The sequence below is a fragment of the uncultured Arthrobacter sp. genome (assembly GCF_947495145.1).
Classification (GTDB): domain Bacteria; phylum Actinomycetota; class Actinomycetes; order Actinomycetales; family Micrococcaceae; genus Arthrobacter_D.
In genome coordinates this window covers 35,808-54,255 of the sequence record NZ_CANLXP010000014.1, presented here as the reverse complement: position 1 = coordinate 54,255, position 18,448 = coordinate 35,808, and the positions used below count along the sequence as shown (strand labels likewise).

17 protein-coding genes and 1 pseudogene are annotated in these 18,448 nt (G+C 63.6%); 6 read left to right on the top strand and 12 right to left on the bottom strand.

The features are described 5' to 3' along the window. Positions 1–24 precede the first annotated feature (24 nt). From Q0877_RS11525 to Q0877_RS11515, 3 genes are all read right to left on the bottom strand, one after another. Positions 25–777 (bottom strand): carbohydrate ABC transporter permease, encoded by a 753-nt coding sequence (locus Q0877_RS11525; protein ID WP_299167972.1) that lies wholly within the window; start codon positions 775–777, stop codon positions 25–27. Between the two features lie 121 nt (positions 778–898). Next, on the bottom strand, positions 899–1,852 hold the full coding sequence (locus Q0877_RS11520; RefSeq protein ID WP_299167909.1) for a carbohydrate ABC transporter permease: 954 nt from the start codon (positions 1,850–1,852) through the stop codon (positions 899–901). Positions 1,853–1,910: 58 nt separating this feature from the next. Further along, positions 1,911–3,131: an extracellular solute-binding protein gene (locus Q0877_RS11515; protein ID WP_299167906.1), complete on the bottom strand. Its 1,221-nt coding sequence runs from the start codon at positions 3,129–3,131 to the stop codon at positions 1,911–1,913. Between the two features lie 186 nt (positions 3,132–3,317). Between Q0877_RS11515 and Q0877_RS11510 the strand changes: the two genes are divergently transcribed. Together Q0877_RS11510 and Q0877_RS11505 are read left to right on the top strand one after the other, a co-directional pair. After that, positions 3,318–4,322, top strand: coding sequence for a LacI family DNA-binding transcriptional regulator (locus tag Q0877_RS11510; RefSeq protein ID WP_299167970.1), 1,005 nt, complete (start codon positions 3,318–3,320; stop codon positions 4,320–4,322). A gap of 135 nt (positions 4,323–4,457) precedes the next feature. Beyond that, the gene (locus tag Q0877_RS11505) at positions 4,458–5,249 is read left to right on the top strand and encodes an alpha/beta fold hydrolase (protein WP_299167904.1); all 792 of its coding nucleotides are present in this window, start codon (positions 4,458–4,460) and stop codon (positions 5,247–5,249) included. 31 nt (positions 5,250–5,280) lie between these two features. Here the strand turns inward: Q0877_RS11505 and Q0877_RS11500 are convergent, their stop codons facing one another. The 5 genes from Q0877_RS11500 to Q0877_RS11480 all read right to left on the bottom strand — a co-directional run bounded on the left by Q0877_RS11500 (position 5,281) and on the right by Q0877_RS11480 (position 9,115). Beyond that, the gene (locus Q0877_RS11500; RefSeq protein ID WP_299167902.1) at positions 5,281–5,424 is read right to left on the bottom strand and encodes a hypothetical protein; all 144 of its coding nucleotides are present in this window, start codon (positions 5,422–5,424) and stop codon (positions 5,281–5,283) included. Positions 5,425–5,476: 52 nt separating this feature from the next. Beyond that, on the bottom strand, positions 5,477–7,030 hold the full coding sequence (locus Q0877_RS11495; protein ID WP_299167900.1) for a PTS ascorbate transporter subunit IIC: 1,554 nt from the start codon (positions 7,028–7,030) through the stop codon (positions 5,477–5,479). A gap of 39 nt (positions 7,031–7,069) precedes the next feature. After that, the gene (locus tag Q0877_RS11490; protein ID WP_056550377.1) at positions 7,070–7,342 is read right to left on the bottom strand and encodes a PTS sugar transporter subunit IIB; all 273 of its coding nucleotides are present in this window, start codon (positions 7,340–7,342) and stop codon (positions 7,070–7,072) included. 34 nt (positions 7,343–7,376) lie between these two features. Beyond that, on the bottom strand, positions 7,377–7,832 hold the full coding sequence (locus Q0877_RS11485) for a PTS sugar transporter subunit IIA (protein WP_299167894.1): 456 nt from the start codon (positions 7,830–7,832) through the stop codon (positions 7,377–7,379). Between the two features lie 122 nt (positions 7,833–7,954). After that, entirely contained in the window at positions 7,955–9,115 is a 1,161-nt protein-coding gene (locus tag Q0877_RS11480) for an ROK family protein (protein ID WP_299167893.1), read from the bottom strand. A gap of 83 nt (positions 9,116–9,198) precedes the next feature. Here Q0877_RS11480 and Q0877_RS11475 point away from each other — a divergent pair, with 83 nt between their 5' ends. Beyond that, positions 9,199–11,220: a transketolase gene (locus Q0877_RS11475; RefSeq protein ID WP_299167891.1), complete on the top strand. Its 2,022-nt coding sequence runs from the start codon at positions 9,199–9,201 to the stop codon at positions 11,218–11,220. A 57-nt stretch (positions 11,221–11,277) separates the two neighbouring features. On the opposite strand, the gene Q0877_RS11470 is transcribed toward Q0877_RS11475, so the two are convergent. Next, positions 11,278–11,829 (bottom strand): hypothetical protein, encoded by a 552-nt coding sequence (locus tag Q0877_RS11470; protein WP_299167890.1) that lies wholly within the window; start codon positions 11,827–11,829, stop codon positions 11,278–11,280. 42 nt (positions 11,830–11,871) lie between these two features. Here Q0877_RS11470 and Q0877_RS11465 point away from each other — a divergent pair, with 42 nt between their 5' ends. After that, entirely contained in the window at positions 11,872–12,624 is a 753-nt protein-coding gene (locus Q0877_RS11465; RefSeq protein WP_299167889.1) for an alpha/beta fold hydrolase, read from the top strand. A 240-nt stretch (positions 12,625–12,864) separates the two neighbouring features. Here the strand turns inward: Q0877_RS11465 and Q0877_RS11460 are convergent. The 3 genes and pseudogenes from Q0877_RS11460 to Q0877_RS11450 all read right to left on the bottom strand — a co-directional run. Then, positions 12,865–13,716 (bottom strand): annotated as a pseudogene (locus Q0877_RS11460) (type II toxin-antitoxin system HipA family toxin); the annotation flags it as partial. After that, complete coding sequence (locus Q0877_RS11455) at positions 13,713–13,970, bottom strand: type II toxin-antitoxin system Y4mF family antitoxin (protein WP_299167888.1); 258 nt, start codon at positions 13,968–13,970, stop codon at positions 13,713–13,715. The gene Q0877_RS11455 and the pseudogene Q0877_RS11460, both read right to left, overlap by 4 nt. A gap of 235 nt (positions 13,971–14,205) precedes the next feature. Continuing rightward, positions 14,206–17,673 (bottom strand): SNF2-related protein, encoded by a 3,468-nt coding sequence (locus Q0877_RS11450; RefSeq protein WP_299167887.1) that lies wholly within the window; start codon positions 17,671–17,673, stop codon positions 14,206–14,208. Between the two features lie 100 nt (positions 17,674–17,773). On the opposite strand from Q0877_RS11450, the gene Q0877_RS11445 reads away from it, so the two are divergent. Together Q0877_RS11445 and Q0877_RS11440 are read left to right on the top strand one after the other, a co-directional pair. Beyond that, complete coding sequence (locus Q0877_RS11445; protein ID WP_299167886.1) at positions 17,774–18,025, top strand: type II toxin-antitoxin system Phd/YefM family antitoxin; 252 nt, start codon at positions 17,774–17,776, stop codon at positions 18,023–18,025. Then, the gene (locus Q0877_RS11440; protein WP_299167885.1) at positions 18,022–18,282 is read left to right on the top strand and encodes a Txe/YoeB family addiction module toxin; all 261 of its coding nucleotides are present in this window, start codon (positions 18,022–18,024) and stop codon (positions 18,280–18,282) included. The genes Q0877_RS11445 and Q0877_RS11440 overlap by 4 nt, the downstream gene beginning before the upstream one ends. Positions 18,283–18,448 lie beyond the last annotated feature (166 nt).

Below are 18,448 nucleotides of genomic sequence, written 5' to 3'. Positions count from 1 at the left end.
GTTTTCTCACTTTCGTTGGAAGCTTTACTTGACGGCCCCGCCGGTGGCACCGGCCGCAATGTATTTCTGGGCCAGGATCAGCAGCGCGATCGCCGGCAGGGAGGACAGGACGGCGGTGGCCATGACGGCACTCCAGTTGGACACCTGTGTGCCCAGGTACTGGTAGATGCCCAAGGTCACCGGCCGCACCTCGTCGGTGGTGGTGAGGGTCAGCGCGAACAGGAAGTCGCTCCACGAGAACAGGAACGCGAACAGGCCCGCGGTGATGAGCGAGTTCCGGCTGATCGGCAGCACAATCGAGACGAACGCACGCACCAGCCCCGCGCCGTCGACCCTCGCGGCCTCAACGATCGAGGTTGGAATGCCGATCATGAACGCCCGCATGATGAGGATGACAAACGGGATGGCGTGCGTGGCGTCGGCCAGGATCAGGCCGGGGATGCTGTTGAGCAGCCCGAGGTCGTTGTACGCCGCGTACAGCGCGTTCGCGATCACGATGCCCGGAATCATCTGCGAAATCAGGATCGCAAGCAGCGCGACATTCACCCAGCGGAACCGGAACTGGGCCAGCGCGTACGCCGCCGGTGCCGCGACGAGCAGACTGAACACCACGGTCACCAGCGAGACGATGAGACTGGTGACGAGGTTCGGCCCCTGCTCGGCGATGGCCCGGGCGTACCCCTCAAAGCTCGGATTCAGCGGGAAGAAGCTGGCGGTCAGCGTGTTGCCAGAGGGCTGCAGCGACGCGTTCACCATCCAGTAGACGGGAAACAGCATCACGGCCAGGAACAGGATCCCCAGCGCGGTGTACCCGGCGGAGCGGTTGCGTTCCTTGCCTGCGTTTCGGTGCGCCGGAACGTGTACGACGGCGGTTTCCACGCTAGTCACGGTTGTCCCCTTACTCGTCGACTGCGCGCCGGTTGGCACGGAGGTAGATGACGGCGAACACCAGCGAGATCAGGATCAGGATGTTGCTGAACGCGGCACCCACCCCGAACTCGAAGTTGATGAACGACTCCTGGTACGACCGGATGGACAGCGTCTGCGTGGCATTCGCCGGCCCGCCGTTGGTCAGGCCCAGGATGATGTCCAGCACCTTGATCGTGTAGACGACGCCGAGCACCAGCACCACGCTGATCACCGGCTTGAGGTTCGGCAGCGTGATGTGCCGGAACGCCTTCCACCCGGTGGCGCCATCCAGCGCACCCGCCTCGTACAGCTCGTCCGGGATGTCCTGCAGACCCCCGTAGAGGATGGTCACGTTGAACGGAATGCCCACCCAGATATTCACCAGTACGACGGCGATAAGCGCCACCGCCGGGCTGGTCAGCCACGGCACGGGTTCAATTCCGAAAGTGCCGAGGAACTGGTTGAGGATGCCGGAGTCCTGCTCGAGGATGGACCGCCAGGTTGCGCTGGAAACGATGAGCGGCAGCAGCCAGGGCAGCAGGAGCATCGAGCGCAAAAAGTTGCTGAGCGGGAAGCGCCGCTTGAAGTAACAGGCGAGCGCCAGCCCGATGATGAATTGCCCGGCGATGGACCCGATGGTGAACAGCGCGGTGTTGGTCATCGACGGCCAGAACAGGTTGCTGTTCAGCACCGCCTGGTAGTTCGCGAGTCCCACCCAGGGCGCTTCTCCGGTGAAGAAGGTCTTGGTGGTGTACTCCTGCAGGCTCATGGTGATGTTCTTGACCACCGGGTAGCCAAAGAACAGCACCAGATACAGGGCGGCCGGCGCCACGAAGAGAAGGCGGGTGACGCCCTCGCGGGAGAACCGGCGCCGTGCGCGGACGGGAGGCGGGGCCTCCGCGGAGGAGGCGGCCGCCGTCGTCGTGAGTTCCGTCTGTGTCATCGAACGTGACCCTTCCGGCATCGTGCTGAGTACTCGCTGCACATCGTGTCCGCCTGCGCTATCCGGCAGAGGCTTGCTCGAAGGCTTCGGCAGGCTCGGCCTTGCCGGTCAGCGCGAGCTGGATGGCGTTGTAGATGACGGTCGCGGCTTCGGGCCATTCCTCGCCGAGCTGTCCGGTGCGCGAGCGGGCGTTGGCAACCTGCTCGGTGAAGGACTCCATCTCGGGTACCTTGGCGACGTACTCCTCGGCGAGCGCGGTCTTGGTGGGGACGGTGTAGCGGGCTTCGGCGAGGGCGAGCTGGTTCTCGTCGTTGCTCATGCACTCGACGAACTCGGCGGACTTGGCCTGCTTGGCGTCGTCGCCGGTGACCGGGACGGTCCAGACTTCGCCGCCCAGCCGGGCGATGGAGGTCTGGCCCTCCTCGTTGACGGGAATCTGCACGGAGGCGAACTTTACGTCCGGGTTCTCCTGCAGGGCCGGGATCTGCCAGGGCCCGTTGACCATCATGGCGGCCTTGCCCGCGACAAACTGGTCTTTCACGTCGGCCTGGGACCAGTTGATGACGGCTTCGGAGGCCGAACCGCTGTCCACCAGGCCCTTCCAGAGCGCGAGGGCTTCGGCTACTTCGGGGCTGGTGAGGTCGGTTTCCTCGCCGCCGTTGGACCACATGAAGGGCAGGAACTGCCAGCTGCCCTCGTAGGTGGCGATGGCGGAGAACGCGATGCCGTACTGGTCACCTTCCGTCAGTTGTTCCGCGGCGGTCTTGAGCTCGTCCCACGTGGTCGGGGGTTCGACGCCGGCGGCCTCCAGCAGCTCGGGGTTGTAGAAGATGCCGAGGGTGTTGGCGGTCGGTGCGAGCCCGTACACCTCGCCCTCGTACGTGGCAGCCTCGAGCATGCCCTGCGCGAATCCGGAGGTGTCGACGTCGTACTGGCTCAGCGGTGACAGGCCACCGGTGGCGGCGATCTCCTGGACGTCGGGGTTATCGAGCATGAGGACGTCGGGCATGGTTTGCGATGATGCGCGCTGCAGGACCTTTTGAATGAGGTCCTTGCCGGGAACGGTCTCGCGCTCGATAGTGACGCCGAGCTCGGTGGCGCAGCGGTCGATGGCTTCCTGGACCAGTGTCTTGTCCGGCTCGTTGTTGTAGTAGTCGACGACAGTGAGGGACTCGACCTCACCACTTGAGCTGGCACTGCCGCCGCCTCCCCCGCAGGCGGTCAGCGCGAGCGGTGCGATGGCGGTCATGGCTGCCAGGGTGAATTTCCGGTTTTTCATGGGGCTCCCTTGCCGTGGTTGGTCCGGGTAGTAAAACGCTTAACTCAGCGACTCCAATCGAGTGTGATGGGTCACAACCGGGCTTGTCAAGGAAAAATTTAAACGCTTTACTGAAGGAGTCTTGCGGGCCTGTTCAACTCGGTCTGCAATGTTTCGCTGACTCGAAGGGCGGTTCCCGTGGCCACCATGCAGGACGTCGCCCGGCACGCCAATGTGTCCATCGCGACGGTGTCTTTCACGATCAACAACACCAAGCCGGTGTCCCCCGCGACGCGGGCCAAGGTCGAGGCGGCGATGCAGGAACTTGGGTTCCGGCGGAACGTCGTCGGCCGGGCTCTGGCCAGTAAGCGCACGCGGATCATCGCGCTTCTCTTCCCGGCGCTTCAGCACTCCTTCAGCGGAACGGTCGTGGAGTTCTTCACCAGCGCTGCAGCTGCCGCCCGGGAGCTCGGCTACAACCTGGTGCTCTGGCCCATCAGTAACGACGCCGGCCAAACCACGGAGCTCACCTCAAGCGGACTGGTGGACGGCGTGATCCTGATGGAGGTGCAGCTGGACGATCCGCGCGTCGAGGAGCTAGTGAAATCCGGTACACCGTTCGCGCTGATTGGGCGGACTCGCGATCCCAGTGCCCTGACCTACGTCGACATCAACTTTGAGGACACGCTCGTTGCCGCGGTCCAGCACTTGACGGAGCTGGGACACTCTCGCATTGTGCTCCTCGACGACGCCGTGGGCAGCCGCGATCTTGAAGAGTTTGGGCCGGTAGGCCGCTCACGGGACAGCTACGAAGCCGAGATGAAGCGCCAGGGTTTGGAACCGGCGTCGTTCACGTGCCAGGCGACGCCCGGCGCGGGAAAAGCGGCGGCAGAGGAACTGCTGCGAGATTTCCCCGACGCCACCGGCGTCATCATCCAGAACGAGCTGGCGGCCACGGGGTTTGTCAGCGGGCTGCGGCACGCGGGGATCGAGATACCCCGGGACCTGTCGGTGCTGTCCGTCGGTTCCTCCCCTGCGATGGCTGCGATGGCCGATCCGGAGCTGACCGTCATGTCCTCCCCCAGCGTCGAGTTGGGGCGAATGGGCGTCGAAGCGCTGATCGACCAGCTGGAGGGCCGGGCGTCGGAGCTGCGGCAGGAGCTGGTGATGTGCAAACTGGAGGGCGGGAAGTCGACGGGGCCGGTGCCCTGAGCAGAGGACCGCGGAAGCAGCTGGTCGATGGCCATGCGCCAATCCCAGGGAGGGCACGCAGCCCGTTGACGCCGCGTACTAGGCTGAGTCATCACACGCCGTCTCGCGGCATGGCAGCGGAAGGACACAATACGAATGTTGAACACCGAACGAAGCGGCACCGGCAAACCCCTCGTGCTTGTCCACGGACTCGGCTCCAGCATCCGTAACTGGGATCCGGTCCTTCCAATGCTTCAGCAGGAGCGCGAGGTTATTGCGTTCGACCTGCCCGGTTTCGGCAAAAGCGACCCCCTCACCGGCGAGGTGACCATCACTACCCTTACCGACGCCGTCGAACGCTTCCTGCTCGAGGAGAATCTGGAAGGCGCGGACATTGTCGGCAGCTCCATGGGAGCACGCATGGTTGTGGAGATGGCTCGGCGTGGGCACACCGGCAGCGTCGTCGCGCTCGATCCCGGGGGGTTCTGGAACGACACCCAGGTCCGTGTTTTCAACAGCACCATCACTGCTTCCATCGCGCTCGTACGCCGGATTCAGTCCGCACTCCCGACGCTCGTCAAACAGGCCGCCGGTCGTACAGCGCTGCTCGCACAGTTCTCTGCGGCACCGTGGAAACTTGACCCGGATCTCGTCCTTACCGAGCTCCGGGGGTTCGCTACCTCACCGAGCCTCGATGAAGCGCGACGGTCTCTCGCACACGGACCGCGGCAGGAGGGCGCACCGCAGGGCAGCCTCAAGGGAACGCTGGCGTTCGGGTGGGGCCGGCACGACAGGGTTACGCCGCTGAGCGAAGCCGCCGTCGCGATGTCCCTCTACCCGGACGCCACCCTTCACGTCTTCGAAGACTGCGGACACTTTCCCCACTGGGATCAGCCGGAGGAAACCGCGCGTTTCATCCTTGAGTCAACCGGTGGACCAGCGGCTTAACGGTTTAAACGGGTTGCTCCCCTGTTCAGTGCTACCCGCCGGGCGTCACCAGTCCCGACCGCCCATTGCCGGCCTGACCGACCACGGTGATATCGCCGTCTTCACCGACGCATGACTGGCGCTTTGCGCGATGGAGGCAGCCGCCGTCGTCGTCGTTCGCTAACTCAGTCTCCACAACGTGGAAAGGCGGCACCTCTTCCGGTGCCGCCCTTCCCTACCGCTAACCCCTACTCGGACTTCTGCGGCACGCTTTCAGCGTTCGACGCCGCAGCGGCCTTGCGCTCCTCAGCCTTGCGGGCCTTCTCCGCATCGACCCGTGCCTTCTCCTCCGCCTTCAGGCCGTCCAGCCATTCCTGGCGGTTGGCTCCGGGAACCCAGCCGGTATCCACGAACTTGCGCTGGAAGACGATAGCCGCGCTTACCAGCGCCATGGCAATCACGATGGTCAACACGACACCAAGCGTGGTGCCGCCCAGCAGGCTCACACCGATCAGGGTGCCGAACCAACCGAAGTCCGCATCGCCGAAGGTGCTGTTGGCGAAGCCAAGCTCGCCGAGCACCAGCAGGAGGATGGCCGGCAGGATGGTGATGATTACACCGTTCACGAAGCCGCCGATCACAGCGCCCTTACGTCCGCCCGTCGCGTTGCCGTAGACACCGGCACCACCACCGGTGAAGAAGTGCGGAACCATGCCGGGCAGGATCAGCGCCAGTCCGAACATCGGGTTGAGCCAGATGGCAAGGATGCCCAGACTGATCAGTCCGCCGGCGAAGGAGCTGAGGAAGCCAATCAGCACGGCATTCGCACCGAACGGAAACACGATCGGGATATCCAGCGCGGGCTTGGCACCGGGAACAACCTTCTCGGCAATGCCCTGGAACGCAGGAACCAGTTCACCCAGCACCGTCCGCACACCGTAGAGAATGACCGCAACGCCAACACCGAACTGAAGCGCCAGCCCAAAGCCCGCCATGATGAACGCTCCGGCGTCTGCCGCACCGAAGATTGCCAGGGCGTCCTCGAGCGGAAGGGCGATCAGGCCCCAGATCGCGAACACCATGTAGATGAGGACCATGGAGAGCGAGGTGGCAACCATCGAGTCGCGGAGGAACTTGAGCCCCTGCGGGAAGTTGATGTCCTCGGTTGACTTGCTCCGCCGGCCCACAGCCTGGCCGGACGCACCCGCTGCGATGTAGCCGAGCGTGCCGAAGTGGCCGATAGCGATGGTGTCATTGCCCGTGATCTTCTTCGTCCACGGGTGAGCGAACGCCGGCATGACCACCATGATCACGCCAAGCAGCAGCGCGCCGATGAGAACAACGAGCCAGCTCAGGCCGCCACCGAATCCAACCGACAGCACCACGGTGAGCATGGTTGCCATGAACACCATGTGGTGACCGGTCAGGAACACGTACTTCAGCGGGGTGAAGCGAGCAAGAATCAGCATCACGATGAACCCGAGGGTCAGCACGTACGCACTCTGTGCACCGAACTCTTCCTGGGCAAGTGCGGTGATGACCTCATTGGTGGGGATCACACCCTGGGCGCCGGTCACGGCCAGGATCAGCGCGCCGAGCGGATCCAGCGAACCGACGACGACGCCGGCACCGGCACCGAGAATGAGGAAGCCCAACGCTGCCTTGAGTGCGCCTCCGATCACCTGACCGGAGTTACGGCGCATGGCCATCAAACCGATGGCGGTGATGATGCCGATCAGGTAGGCCGGCACATTCAAAATCTGCTGACCTATGAAATTCAGTACTACAACGAGCCACTCCATCGTGGGCGCTCCTTTTCTGCTGTTCTGGACGGAAAGGTTCTACTGGACGGCCGGCGTGAGCTTCTCGGTGATCTCATCGAGATCGAAGAAGTTGTCAATGATGATGACTTCCGCCGGAACGTCACCGATCTCGGGTGCGAGCTCGTCGGAGGTGAGGACGATGTCCGCGGTCTGGGCTGCGCCTCGCGCAACACCGATATCTGCGGCTTCGACGTCTGCGTCGATGCCCAGTGAGGCGAGAACTTTCTCTGCATTCATCTTGAGGAGCACTGAGGTTCCAATGCCCATTCCACATACGGCGACGATTTTCATGAGATGCCTTTCAGTCCAGGTTGATGAGGTCGGTTTACTTGGTGGCCAGGCTGCTGAGGAGGTCGCGGACCTGATCCGGGGTCTCCGCTGCTTCAAGCCGTGCGCGGACTTCCTTGTTGGAGAGCACGCCGGCAACTGCCTTCAGCACTTCGATATGCGCGGTGTGGTCGAGGGCAGCCAACCCGATGACCAGGGTCACCGGATCATTCGATGCGTGGCCAAACTCGACGGGGGTTTCCAGGCTTACCCAGCTCAATCCACCCTTGAGGACCGACTCCGCCGGCCGGGCGTGTGCCAGCGCAATTCCGGGGGCAATCACGATGTACGGTCCGTGTTCCTCCACAGCCGTGATCATTTCCTCGGTGTAGGCCTCGGTGGTGACGCCACCGGCTACCAGCCCGTCACCAGCGAGACGGATAGCTTCCCTCCAGTCGGAGGCCGTCGCTTTCGTGGTGATCGACGACAGCTCTTCGGCGAGATTCAGGCTCACAACAAATCCTTTGCGTTGGTGGGGGCAGGGGGTGGCGCACGTCACACGCTACCGTCGCAAAGGATCTTATGTCTACAAGTAACCCAAAGTGGCAATCGTTTTGTTATCGTCAACTGGCTTAGCTATTTGGTGGCTCCGGTGCGGGTCATCCGACTGATGCGGCCGGGCTCGAAAAGCGCGTCCTGGGCCAGAAGTGACGCGCCGGTGACGCCCGCAGCGTGGCCCAGCCGGCTTGGCTCCACCACCAGACCGCGCGTGGCAAAGTCCCTCGCGCCGTCGAAAATTGCCTGTCGGATAGGAAGCAGGAATGGATCTCCGGACTGGGCGAGATTGCCCCCGATAATCACCGCTTCCGGATTCAACAAGCCGACGACGTCGGCGAGCGTCTGTCCGATGATCGTCGCCGTTTCTTCGATCAGGGAGAGCGTTGCCTGGTCTCCCTGGCGCGCAAGGTCGACGATGTCGGCGCTCGTGCGCACTTTGTAGCCTCGCGCGAGCAGTTCGGCTCTCAGCACTGCGCCGCTTGCGACCGCCTCCAGCCGCTGCAGGCGGTCGCCGCCGAGCGTCGGGCAGCTTACGTCTCCGGCACCCCCACGCGCCCCACGGTAGACCCGGCCGTCGAGGACGAAGGCAAGCCCGAGCCCGATCCCTGCCTTCACCACCACCAGGTTCGGTTCCTCCTTGGGCGCCCGCCGCGCTTCGGCGAGCGCCATGACGTTTACGTCCCTGTCAACGGCGAAGACCGCGTGGTCATACCGGGTCTTGAAATACTCCCGGACCAACACGCCGTCCCATTCCGGGTAGACCTGCGGACTGGCCAGCCGCCCAGTTGCCACATCGACCGGACCTGGGACCCCGACGCCGATTCCGACGACGTCCTTACGTTCCTTGCCCATACTGCGGAGCATGTAGTCAAAGACCTGCCCTGCCCATTCGAAAATCTCGGTCGGGCCCTCGTTCAGACCAATATCGGCTTCATCCTCGCTCAACACCTTGGACACCAGATCGGTGATGGCCAGGCGGGTATGGGAGCCGCCGATATCGACAGCGAGGAGAAGCCCTGCGTCGGCATTGACGGCGAAGGTTTCCGGCGGCCTTCCGCCCCGAGAGTCGAGTTGCCCCACGCTGACGATGACGGATGCCTCCAGCAGCTCGTCGAGCCGTCGAGCAAGAGTGATGCGCGACCAGCCGAGTACCTCAATGAGGTCATTCCGGGTGGTTGCACGCCCTGATCGGATCAGGCTCAAAGCCACACCTGAACCCGTTGCCAACCCCTTGACCATTGCATCCCCTTCTCCCAGCCAACCTGCGGCCGCACATCATCAACCCATTGACTTAAGTACATGTGTATACCAAAGTGGCGTCCGTGACTATAGAAGATTCTTTCACCGTCGGAGTTCCTTCCGCCCTGGACGCCCGCGCCGTTGCCGCCGCCCAGGCAATTCCGGCCGTCCTCGTACAACAGAAAGGCCACGGACACGCCGGTACAGCGATGGCATTGGCGCCGTTGTCGCACGTCCTTTTCTCGCGGGTTCTTCGGCATTCACCCAGTCATCCGGACTGGCCGGCGCGGGATAGATTCGTACTATCCGCCGGACACGCTAGCCTCCTGCTCTACATCCAACTGTGCTTCACCGGGTACGGGCTCACCCTTGAGGATCTGGCGGCAAGCCGCTCACTGAAATCCAGGACTCCGGGCCACCCGGAAGTCCACCACACCGTCGGTGTTGAAATGAGCACCGGGCCACTGGGGCAGGGAGTTGCCTCTGCCGTCGGCATGGCCATCGCGGCCAAGCACGAATCGGCACTTTTCACACCGGGCTCGGATCACCTGCAGCACACCATCTGGGCATTGGCCGGGGATGGCTGCCTACAGGAAGGCGTGTCGTCAGAAGCCTCCAGCCTGGCCGGCAGTCTCGGCCTCGACAACCTGGTGCTCATCTGGGACGACAACGGCATCACCATTGATGCCGACACGTCCGGCACCTTTTCGGAGGATGTCCGCGCCCGCTACCGGGCCTATGGCTGGCGCGTCCTCGAGATTGACGACGCCACCGATCTCGCTGCCCTCGAATCCGTCCTCCGCGCCGCTGCGGAACGGACAGGTCAACCGACGCTCGTGGCGGTGAAGACGGTCATCGGGACCCCCTCCACCAAGATTGGTGGAACCCCCGCAGCACATTCCGGCGGGTTCGGCGCGGAGGAAGTCGCCACCGTCCTGGAATCGCTCGGATACTCCCCCACCGCTGACTTGCCGGAGTTGGCGGACGAGGAGGTCCTGGCCCACACCCGAGCCGCTTCCGAGCGTGGCGGTGCGCTATACGAAGCCTGGCAACGCGAGCACAGCGCCTGGGAAGCTGATCAGCCCGAAGACGCTGCACGCTGGAAAGCCTTCCGGGATGGCATTACCGACGCATCGCCGCTGGATGGAATCGACACGGGCTCTCCGGGAGACCCGGTGGCTACCCGCAAGACCAACGGCGCAGTGATCAAGGCGCTGCAGGAATCGCACCGGCTCTGGGGAGGTTCGGCTGACCTGAGTGGCTCGACCAATGTCGCCGTCGACGGCAAACCGTTCTCGGCAGGCAACCCCGCAGGCGAGTTCATTCGCTTCGGCATCCGGGAACACGCCATGGCGGCCATTCTGAGCGGCATCGCCCTTCACGGACCCTGGCGTCCGTTCGGATCGACCTACCTGGTCTTCAGCGACTACATGCGCCCCAGCATCCGGTTGGCGGCACTCATGGGGCTGGGTGTGGTGTACGTCTTCACCCACGATTCGGTGGCGGTCGGCGAAGACGGGCCTACCCACCAGCCGGTGGAGCAGATTGCTTCACTGCGTACCGTGCCGGGGCTCGACGTCGTCCGGCCCGCCGACGCCGTGGAGGTCACCGCTGTCTGGCAGCGCATCCTCGCATCCCCGCAGCGGCCGGTCGCGTTGGTGCTGAGCAGGCAGGATGTACCGGTCCTCGCGTCCGACGGCGACACTGCAGACGGTGCCAGAGCCGGCGGCTTCGTTCGATGGCAAAGCGGCAACGGCAACGACCTCGCGCTGATCGCCACCGGCAGTGAAGTGTCGCTGGCGATCCAGGCTGCCGAGGCCCTTGAGGCGGACGGAATCGCCGCGCGGGTAGTGTCCATGCCGTGCGTTGAGTGGTTCAGCGAGGCGGATGGCGACTACCGCGAATCGGTGCTTCCGGCGTCGTTGACTGCACGGGTGGTGATCGAGGCAGGACGGGGTGATGCCTGGTTCAAGTGGGCCGGCACCGCCGGTGAGGTGGTCTCCATTGAGGAGTTCGGCGAATCAGGATCCGGCGCCGAGGTCATGGCTCTTCGCGGCATCCATTTGGACGCAGTATTGGACGCGGCCCGGCGGGTGCTGCGGTGATTCCTGCCTGACGGCTTCAGCCACCCAGAGCGTCCATAAAACGCGGAACCTCGAGGGTCAACCCGAATGTGCGTCATGAGCTAGCTGCCCAACCCATTCCGGCGTGACACGCCTCAGGCGGCGATCGAGGGCAACGCGCAAGCGAGCCGCTTCCACCCTCACTCGTGAATCTGCCGCGTTGCTCTGGATGCGGGCGCCGCGTGCTGCGGTCGGCTCCAGCCCTTCCCGCCAGGCGGCGTCAAGAAGCAGGAACTCCTCGGCCGTCAGCCACTCCGGTTCGCTGAGCACCCGAACCATAGCGATCCCCGCCGCTTTCCGGTTGAGATCACTGGAGAAGGAAGCGTCGAGTGCCCACTGGACACGTTCCCACCACTGGGCTTTTTGGTCGGCGAGTGATCGCTGCGCAAGGTTGCGCCGGTCAGCGTCAACCTCCTGTTCCAGCGCTTTTTGCGACTGCCGAACGCTCTTCCATGCGACGGCGCCGGTAATGACAGCCGCCAGGAGGACTGCCAATGGGCCGAGCGCACCCATGACTTGCCACCACTCCGCTCCGTCTGTCGGCTCGACGATCACCCGCAGCGGTTGGGGAGGCAGTTGGGTCAGAATCATGCGCTAATCCTAGGGAGCATTCGCGTCCCGGGCTCTGGAAACATGGACACTATGCATGCGGATTCGTTCGGCTCCCCCGGCAACTCCCCCATCCTGCTCCTTCACGGCGGCGGCGTAGCGGGCTGGATGTGGGACTTGCTGCGCCGGTCCCTGGAACCGAAGCACCAGGTGTTGGTTCCGGACCTGCCAGGCCACGGCCGCAGCGCCGAGGAACCCTATCGGTCGCATGCGGACACTGTCGAAACGCTCGCCGAGATGCTCTCCCGGCAAGTTCAGCGCCCAGTGGCGGTGATCGGCTTCTCCCTCGGGGCGCAGCTCGCTGTGCAGCTTGCCGCGTCCCGCCCGGATCTGGTGGATAGGGTGCTGGTGATCAGCGCGCAGGCGAAGTCGATGCCCTTCACTCAGCTCACGCTGCAGGCGCTCGGAATCGCCTCGCCCCTTGTCCGCAGACGTTGGTTCGCAAAGCTTCAGGCACGCGAACTGTTCGTTCCACCGGGACTGATGGAGCAATACATCCGCACCAGCGCGGGTATCTCCCGTTCCACCATGGTGGGTGCCGTCGGCGAGAACCTCCGCTTCCAGATTCCCGATGGGTGGTCCCGGTTTCCCGGTGATGCCCTCATCATGGTCGGCGACCGCGAGCGGTTCCTGATGCGCCGCTCAGCTGAAGCGCTACACGAAGCCCTGCCCGGCAGCGAACTCGACGTTGTCGACGGCTGCGGCCACGGCATCCCGTTCCAGAAGCAGGAGTGGTTCGCCCAGCGCGTGGCTGGGTGGCTGGCGTCGTCGTCGTAATCCTTGCGCTTGTGCCGGCGCGGCGCTACCCGCTGCGGCAGGCCCAAATCTTCCATCCAGCTCAAGAAATGTTTGCGCGAAATACCCGTCCGCTTTCCCGTTACTGGCAAAGCAAGCGATCGGTCTCCGTAGACCACAGTCGACGGAATGTCGTAGATGGGCGAGATCGCAATCCGACCGCCCCGCGTCCCGCAGGAGCGAATCGTTCTTTGCGTGGAGGTCACCGTTCCCCGTCAGCCAGGCGGATACCAGCTGCAGCGCCAGGTTGCGCAGTGCCGGCAGCGGTGCATCGCAGAGTGCAACGAGTTCCCTGCAGAACTGTTCATAGGGCACGTCGTATTTAGCGGCCGGATGCAGCCCCATGACTTGAGTCGTATCCTCCACCGCCAGCCGGCGAAGGGCCCCCTGCTCGTCCGTCTCCCGATCGAATCGCTCGACCAACAACCCAGGACGCCCCGCGACATCACGCAGTACATTCACTGCGCTGGTGGGTATCTTCAGTCGGCGCGCATACGAGTACATCAGGAACTCGTTCTCGACCACATGCCGAAAGTCGGGCGGATCCAGTTTCAGGATGAAGCGCCTTCCCGCTGCTTCCACGGGAAGCGAGACCATTCCTGCCGAAAGCTTGTCCTGAACGCCAGCCAACGCGCTTGGGTCAATCCCGGTCTGTTCCACCACCTCGTCGAAGTCAACGGGGGCCTTGGGATCCAGTACGACGGCGGGAGCAATTTCCGCCACGACCCTGCCCTTGGGCACGATCTGCACATCGCCCACTGTGTCACCTCCCACTGCGAGCAGAAGGGACAGTTCATCGTCAATCGACGTCTTAACTGCCCTGCGCAGCAATGACAGGCGGCGTCCTTCAGGCAGCAATCCAGCGAAGAACGAAGGCACAGCGCCACTGGCCGTGACCACGGCTTCGGACGACAGCGGTAGCGATACCGCCACCGCGGGACCGCCCGTCACAAGGTATTCCGGCAGATAGCTGAACCGTGTTCCACTCTCATGCCGTTCGAGTCGTGCGGCGAGGACGCCTTGTTTGTATACGTCAGCCTGCCGCTGATCCTTGGCATCCTCGAATGACTTCACCGTGCACCACGACCCTGCAATTCCGGCCCTTCAGCGCCCTGCGCCTCGCGGCGCCAACCTGTGACAGCAAGATCCAGTCCCAGCGTGCGAAGGACCACCAGCAGCGACTCCAACCTGACTGTCGGTTTCCCGTGTTCAACGGATCGGACAAATCGTTCCGAAACGCCGGCAAGGTCAGCGAGATCAGCTTGGGTAAGGTGCTCTGCGACGCGCCGGGCACGCACCGATTCCGCAAGGGTTCGTTCGAAGGCCACCGTTCACCCACTCCTCTTCCGGCACGATCGTACCGATTCTTTCAGTATGGGGGGCACAAACGAGCTTTTCAACGGAGATTAAGCATGAATCGGTACGAACGTTCCGATTCGCGCCGAGTCACGTCGAAAACGGTCAGGTTCATAGGTCAAGACCGGCAGAACGGCAAGATCCTGCCGGTCATCCTACTGATGCGGGGGCGCGTGCCACTTTGACGCAGCAACTCCGCCCGCCCGCTCATTCAAAGAGACCCCGCACATCACTGGCCGTGAGAGCGGAAGAGAACATGGCGTCGTCGTCCATGACCGCGGTGAAGAGCTTGGCCTTCTTCTCCTTCAGCGCCATGACTTTTTCCTCGATGGTGTCCTTGGCCACCAGCCGGTACACCATCACGTTGCGGTGCTGCCCAATCCGGTGCGCCCTGTCCACCGCCTGATTTTCACTGGCTGGATTCCACCAGGGGTCCAGCAGGAAGACGTAGTCCGCCTCCGCCAGGTTCAGACCGAACCCGCCTGCCTTGAGGCTGATCAGGAACACCGGAGCTTTCCCGGATTTGAACTTCTCGACCACTTGCGCACGTCGGCGGGTCTTTCCGTCCAGGTAGGCGTACTCCATCCCGGCCGCCTCCAGCCGCTCAACTGCTTTGGCCAGGAACCCGGTGAATTGGCTGAACACCAGCGCCCGGTGGCCCTCCGCGACAATGTCCTCAAGCTGTTCGAACAACGCGTCCAGCTTGCTCGAGGGAACTGTTGCGTACTTCTCGTCCACCAGTGAAGCGTCCAGACTCAGCCGGCGCAGCATTGTGAGCGACCGGAAGATCTCGAACCGGTTTTTATTCATGTCATCGAGCAGTCCAAGGACCTTCTGGCGCTCGCGCTGCAGGTGCCTCTGATAGATGGTGCGGTGCCGCGGCGCAAGCTCAAGTTCGAGCACCTGCTCCTGCTTGGGCGGCAGATCCCGGGCCACCAGCTCCTTGGTGCGGCGGGTGATCAGCGGACGAATCCGCCGCCGTAACTGCGCCAACCGATCGCCGTCGGACTCCCTCTCGATGGGCCGCTGATAATAGTCCGCGAACCTTCGGGAACTGGGAAACAGTCCGGGCGCGGTAATCGCGAAGAGGGACCACAGCTCCATCAGGTTGTTCTCCATCGGCGTGCCGGTGATCGCCAGCTTGAACGGCGCCGGGAAATCCCGCGCATTCTGGCTGGCCCGGGTCACCGGATTCTTCACGAACTGTGCCTCGTCCAGGATCAGCCCTGCCCACTTTTGCCCCGCGTACGCCTCGTAATCCAGCCGGAACAGCGTGTAGGAAACAATAACGACGTCGTTGCTTGCCGCCAGCGCGGCCGGGTCGGCACCGCTGCGGCGCAGGGTGTCCGTTACCGCCTCCGCCCGCAGGTGCGGTGCGAACCGATGTGCCTCCGCGGCCCAGTTGGGCACCACCGAGGTGGGAGCGACGACGAGGAACGGCCGCGTTTCCTGCCCTACTTCCCGGGTGTGCGCGATCAGCGCCAGGGACTGCAGAGTCTTCCCCAGCCCCATATCGTCGGCGAGGATACCGCCGAGTCCGTGTTCCCATAGGAAGGCCAGCCAGCTGAATCCTTCCTGCTGGTACGGCCGAAGCGTCGCGTTGACACCCGCAGGCACGTCCCGGATGGGCACCTCGGACAACTCGAGCAGCGCGGTGACCGAGTTCCGCCAGGACTCGGCCTGTTCGGCTGTGGCCGCAAGGTCTGTCAGCTCCTCCCACAGACCGGCCTGGAACCTGCTGATCCGCAGCTCATCGGTGTCCTTGTCCTGCAGTGAACGAGCTTCTTCGATCAGCCTGCGCAGCTGGGCGAACTCCGGCTGATCCAGGGCAAAGTAGCCGCCGCCCGGGAGGAGCAGATGCCGCTCATCGAGGGCGAGCGCGCGGAACAGCTCACCGAACGGAACCTCCGTCCCACCCAGGGAGACGCTGACGCCCAGGCCGAACCAGTCGCGGTCCTCCGTCTCGGTGGTGCTCACGGATACCGTTGGCTGCTCGGTCAGCTCCGTGTAATCCGGGACATCCTCGCTCTGCTCAACGCGCACGTGCTCCAGGGCTTCGAGTTCCGGCACCAGTTCGGCGACGAACCGTGCTGCGGCCACTCCGTGCAGCTCCCTCGGCTCCGTGCGGCCCGGGAAGCCTTCCGCCGGCCTCGGAAAAGCGTCATACCAGGCGGCGCGGAAACCATCGAGCCCTTCGGCAACTGCGGTCAGGGTGCCGGCTTCCGCAGGCCGGTCCCGGTGGCCCGTGCCTTTGTCGGGAAGCGGATGCACTGTCGTCGTTCCTCCATGGGTGTACTCCCAGGACCAGCTCAGTGACACGGATCCCCTGGCGCTGTCGGGTCCGGCGGCTGAGCGACGGCGGGAGGACGGTGCAGGTGCGTAGGTGACAGAAAGGACCAGTGTGGGAGGTGTGATCTCCGGCAGTTCGACGGAGCCGTCCCTGGACACCACGCCGATCTGTTGGAGCAGTTGTGGGTAGTACTCGGTAAAGAAAACATCGCGCCCTGCCGCAGGGATCTGCAGCGGTGTTCGGGTGGTGATCAGGGGGCGAATAGCCTCCGGCACCGGGGCCGTTGTCGGAGCCAACCCGACGCTCCGGGAAGCGAGCGGGCCATCACCGTCCCACCAGAAGAGTCCATGCGCGGGAGAACCGACAAGACCCAGCGCCGCGGGGTCGAGCACCTGGCCGTCAGCCTCGGCGATAGGGGTCAGCATCAGCCCTCCGCCTTCAGAGCTCACGTTCTCAAAACTCACGTTGAGATCCACGGTCGCTGAGTCGTGAAGAGCGACCGTTGTTCCCTTACCCGCCCCGACAAGCTCCACGCCCACTGCACGAGCGCGCTTCAGCACATCCCAGAGCAGCGACGACCGGAAGTCGTTCAGCCTAAGCGGAGTGCCGTAGCCGTGGTATCGCTGGCCGCGCTGGCTCACCGCAGCGAAGGTACACATCCAGTCCCAGTGCGCTTCATTCAATTCACCGGGCGAGTAGCCGGCATTGAACGTCTCCCACCGCAGTTGCCCAACAACCCAATTGCCCGCGGCGCTCCGCTGCACCGGCTTCACCTGAAGATGCACGGTGCGCGGCGCGGTCGAAGTGCGCTGGGCATATTTCGTCTTGTAGTCGGATCCCTCGCGCAGTTCGAACTGCAGGGCAAGCGGTATTGACGGACGCACCGCACGGGAGGAGTAGCCGCTGACGGAGTAGGAGTTGCCGTATGGGCTGGCCGGTTTCACCAGTGCGTCCAGGCTTCCCTGCCAGGACGACGACGGCGCCTGGGCGGCGCGACGCTTCTTCACCTCTGGCTGCCTGGCCGGCTTGGGCGGAAGAGCCAGATGGTCAGTGTTGGCCTCTGACTGCTCGGCGTTGTGGGTCAGGAGCAGGGCAGCGACATGCTTGCAGTTGCTGCGCATCGGGCACGTGCAGACGCCATAGAGGGGTCCCGGTGTGAGGTCGGAGTTCGAGAACTTCACTGTTGTCCGGTAGGACGCGCTGCGAGATCCCTCGACCTTTCCTGTCAGCTCGGTGAACCGGGTGTTCCACGACAGGTCATAGGCCGAACCTTTGCGGGCGTACGAGCCACCTTTCTGAAAAGTGGACGCGCCAACGAGAAGGCGGATCTGTTCAGCACTTACTGTGGGCGGGGCAGCGGAAGCCATTAGATCAAGGATACTCATGCGCACTTCTCCCGACGGCATGTACAACTATTGCGACCTCGATACCGTTGTCGAGTATTGCCCTCGGAGGCGTACAATAATTTGTACGCAAGGAGGACCCATGAAGACCATGACCTATTCCGAATCACGGGCGAACTATGCAGCGACGCTCGACGCCGTGCTCGATGATCGTGAAGAGATAGTAATCACGCGCGCAGGTAAGGATCCCGTCGTTATCGTCTCGCTGGACGATTACCAGTCCCTGAAGGAAACTGCCTACCTGCTTCGGAGCCCTGAGAACGCTCGACGGCTCCTCGGCGCCATTGAGAACCTTGAGCGCGGCGAGGGTGCTGCGCACGATCTTGTCGAATGAAGCTGCTCTGGGATGAATCTGCCTGGGAAGACTACATCTGGTGGCAGACTGAGGACCGTAAAATCCTCAAACGGATCAACAGCCTGATTCAAGACGTGCAGCGAAATGGCAACGAGGGCATTGGCAAACCGGAACCGCTGAAGCACGGGTTTCAGGGATATTGGTCCCGACGGATCAACGACGAGCACAGGCTCGTATACAAGGTCGTCGACGGGGAGATCCGCGTCGCCCAGTGCCGGTACCACTACAGCCGGTAGCCGGCGAAGTTACCGAACGGCGTCGTTCTTCAGCACCACCAGCTCCGAGGTCATGTCGCACTCGATCGCGGTGCCGCCGATCTCGCCGTCGCCCCTCTGCCTGGCCGCCCTCGCCCTCTTTGCCGTCCGATGCCAGAGTTAGGGCATGACCACTGAAGCGGACGTG

What these genes read in the sequence shown, in the direction of transcription:
- Q0877_RS11525 (WP_299167972.1), bottom strand. Translation starts at nt 777, where the DNA reads ATGCTGTTTCCCGTCTACTGGATGGTGAACGCGTCGCTGCAGCCCTCT.
- Q0877_RS11520 (WP_299167909.1), bottom strand. Translation starts at nt 1,852, where the DNA reads ATGACACAGACGGAACTCACGACGACGGCGGCCGCCTCCTCCGCGGAG.
- Q0877_RS11515 (WP_299167906.1), bottom strand. Translation starts at nt 3,131, where the DNA reads ATGAAAAACCGGAAATTCACCCTGGCAGCCATGACCGCCATCGCACCG.
- Q0877_RS11510 (WP_299167970.1), top strand. Translation starts at nt 3,318, where the DNA reads ATGCAGGACGTCGCCCGGCACGCCAATGTGTCCATCGCGACGGTGTCT.
- Q0877_RS11505 (WP_299167904.1), top strand. Translation starts at nt 4,458, where the DNA reads ATGTTGAACACCGAACGAAGCGGCACCGGCAAACCCCTCGTGCTTGTC.
- Q0877_RS11495 (WP_299167900.1), bottom strand. Translation starts at nt 7,030, where the DNA reads ATGGAGTGGCTCGTTGTAGTACTGAATTTCATAGGTCAGCAGATTTTG.
- Q0877_RS11490 (WP_056550377.1), bottom strand. Translation starts at nt 7,342, where the DNA reads ATGAAAATCGTCGCCGTATGTGGAATGGGCATTGGAACCTCAGTGCTC.
- Q0877_RS11480 (WP_299167893.1), bottom strand. Translation starts at nt 9,115, where the DNA reads ATGGTCAAGGGGTTGGCAACGGGTTCAGGTGTGGCTTTGAGCCTGATC.
- Q0877_RS11470 (WP_299167890.1), bottom strand. Translation starts at nt 11,829, where the DNA reads ATGATTCTGACCCAACTGCCTCCCCAACCGCTGCGGGTGATCGTCGAG.
- Q0877_RS11465 (WP_299167889.1), top strand. Translation starts at nt 11,872, where the DNA reads ATGGACACTATGCATGCGGATTCGTTCGGCTCCCCCGGCAACTCCCCC.
- Q0877_RS11450 (WP_299167887.1), bottom strand. Translation starts at nt 17,673, where the DNA reads ATGAGTATCCTTGATCTAATGGCTTCCGCTGCCCCGCCCACAGTAAGT.
- Q0877_RS11445 (WP_299167886.1), top strand. Translation starts at nt 17,774, where the DNA reads ATGAAGACCATGACCTATTCCGAATCACGGGCGAACTATGCAGCGACG.
- Q0877_RS11440 (WP_299167885.1), top strand. Translation starts at nt 18,022, where the DNA reads ATGAAGCTGCTCTGGGATGAATCTGCCTGGGAAGACTACATCTGGTGG.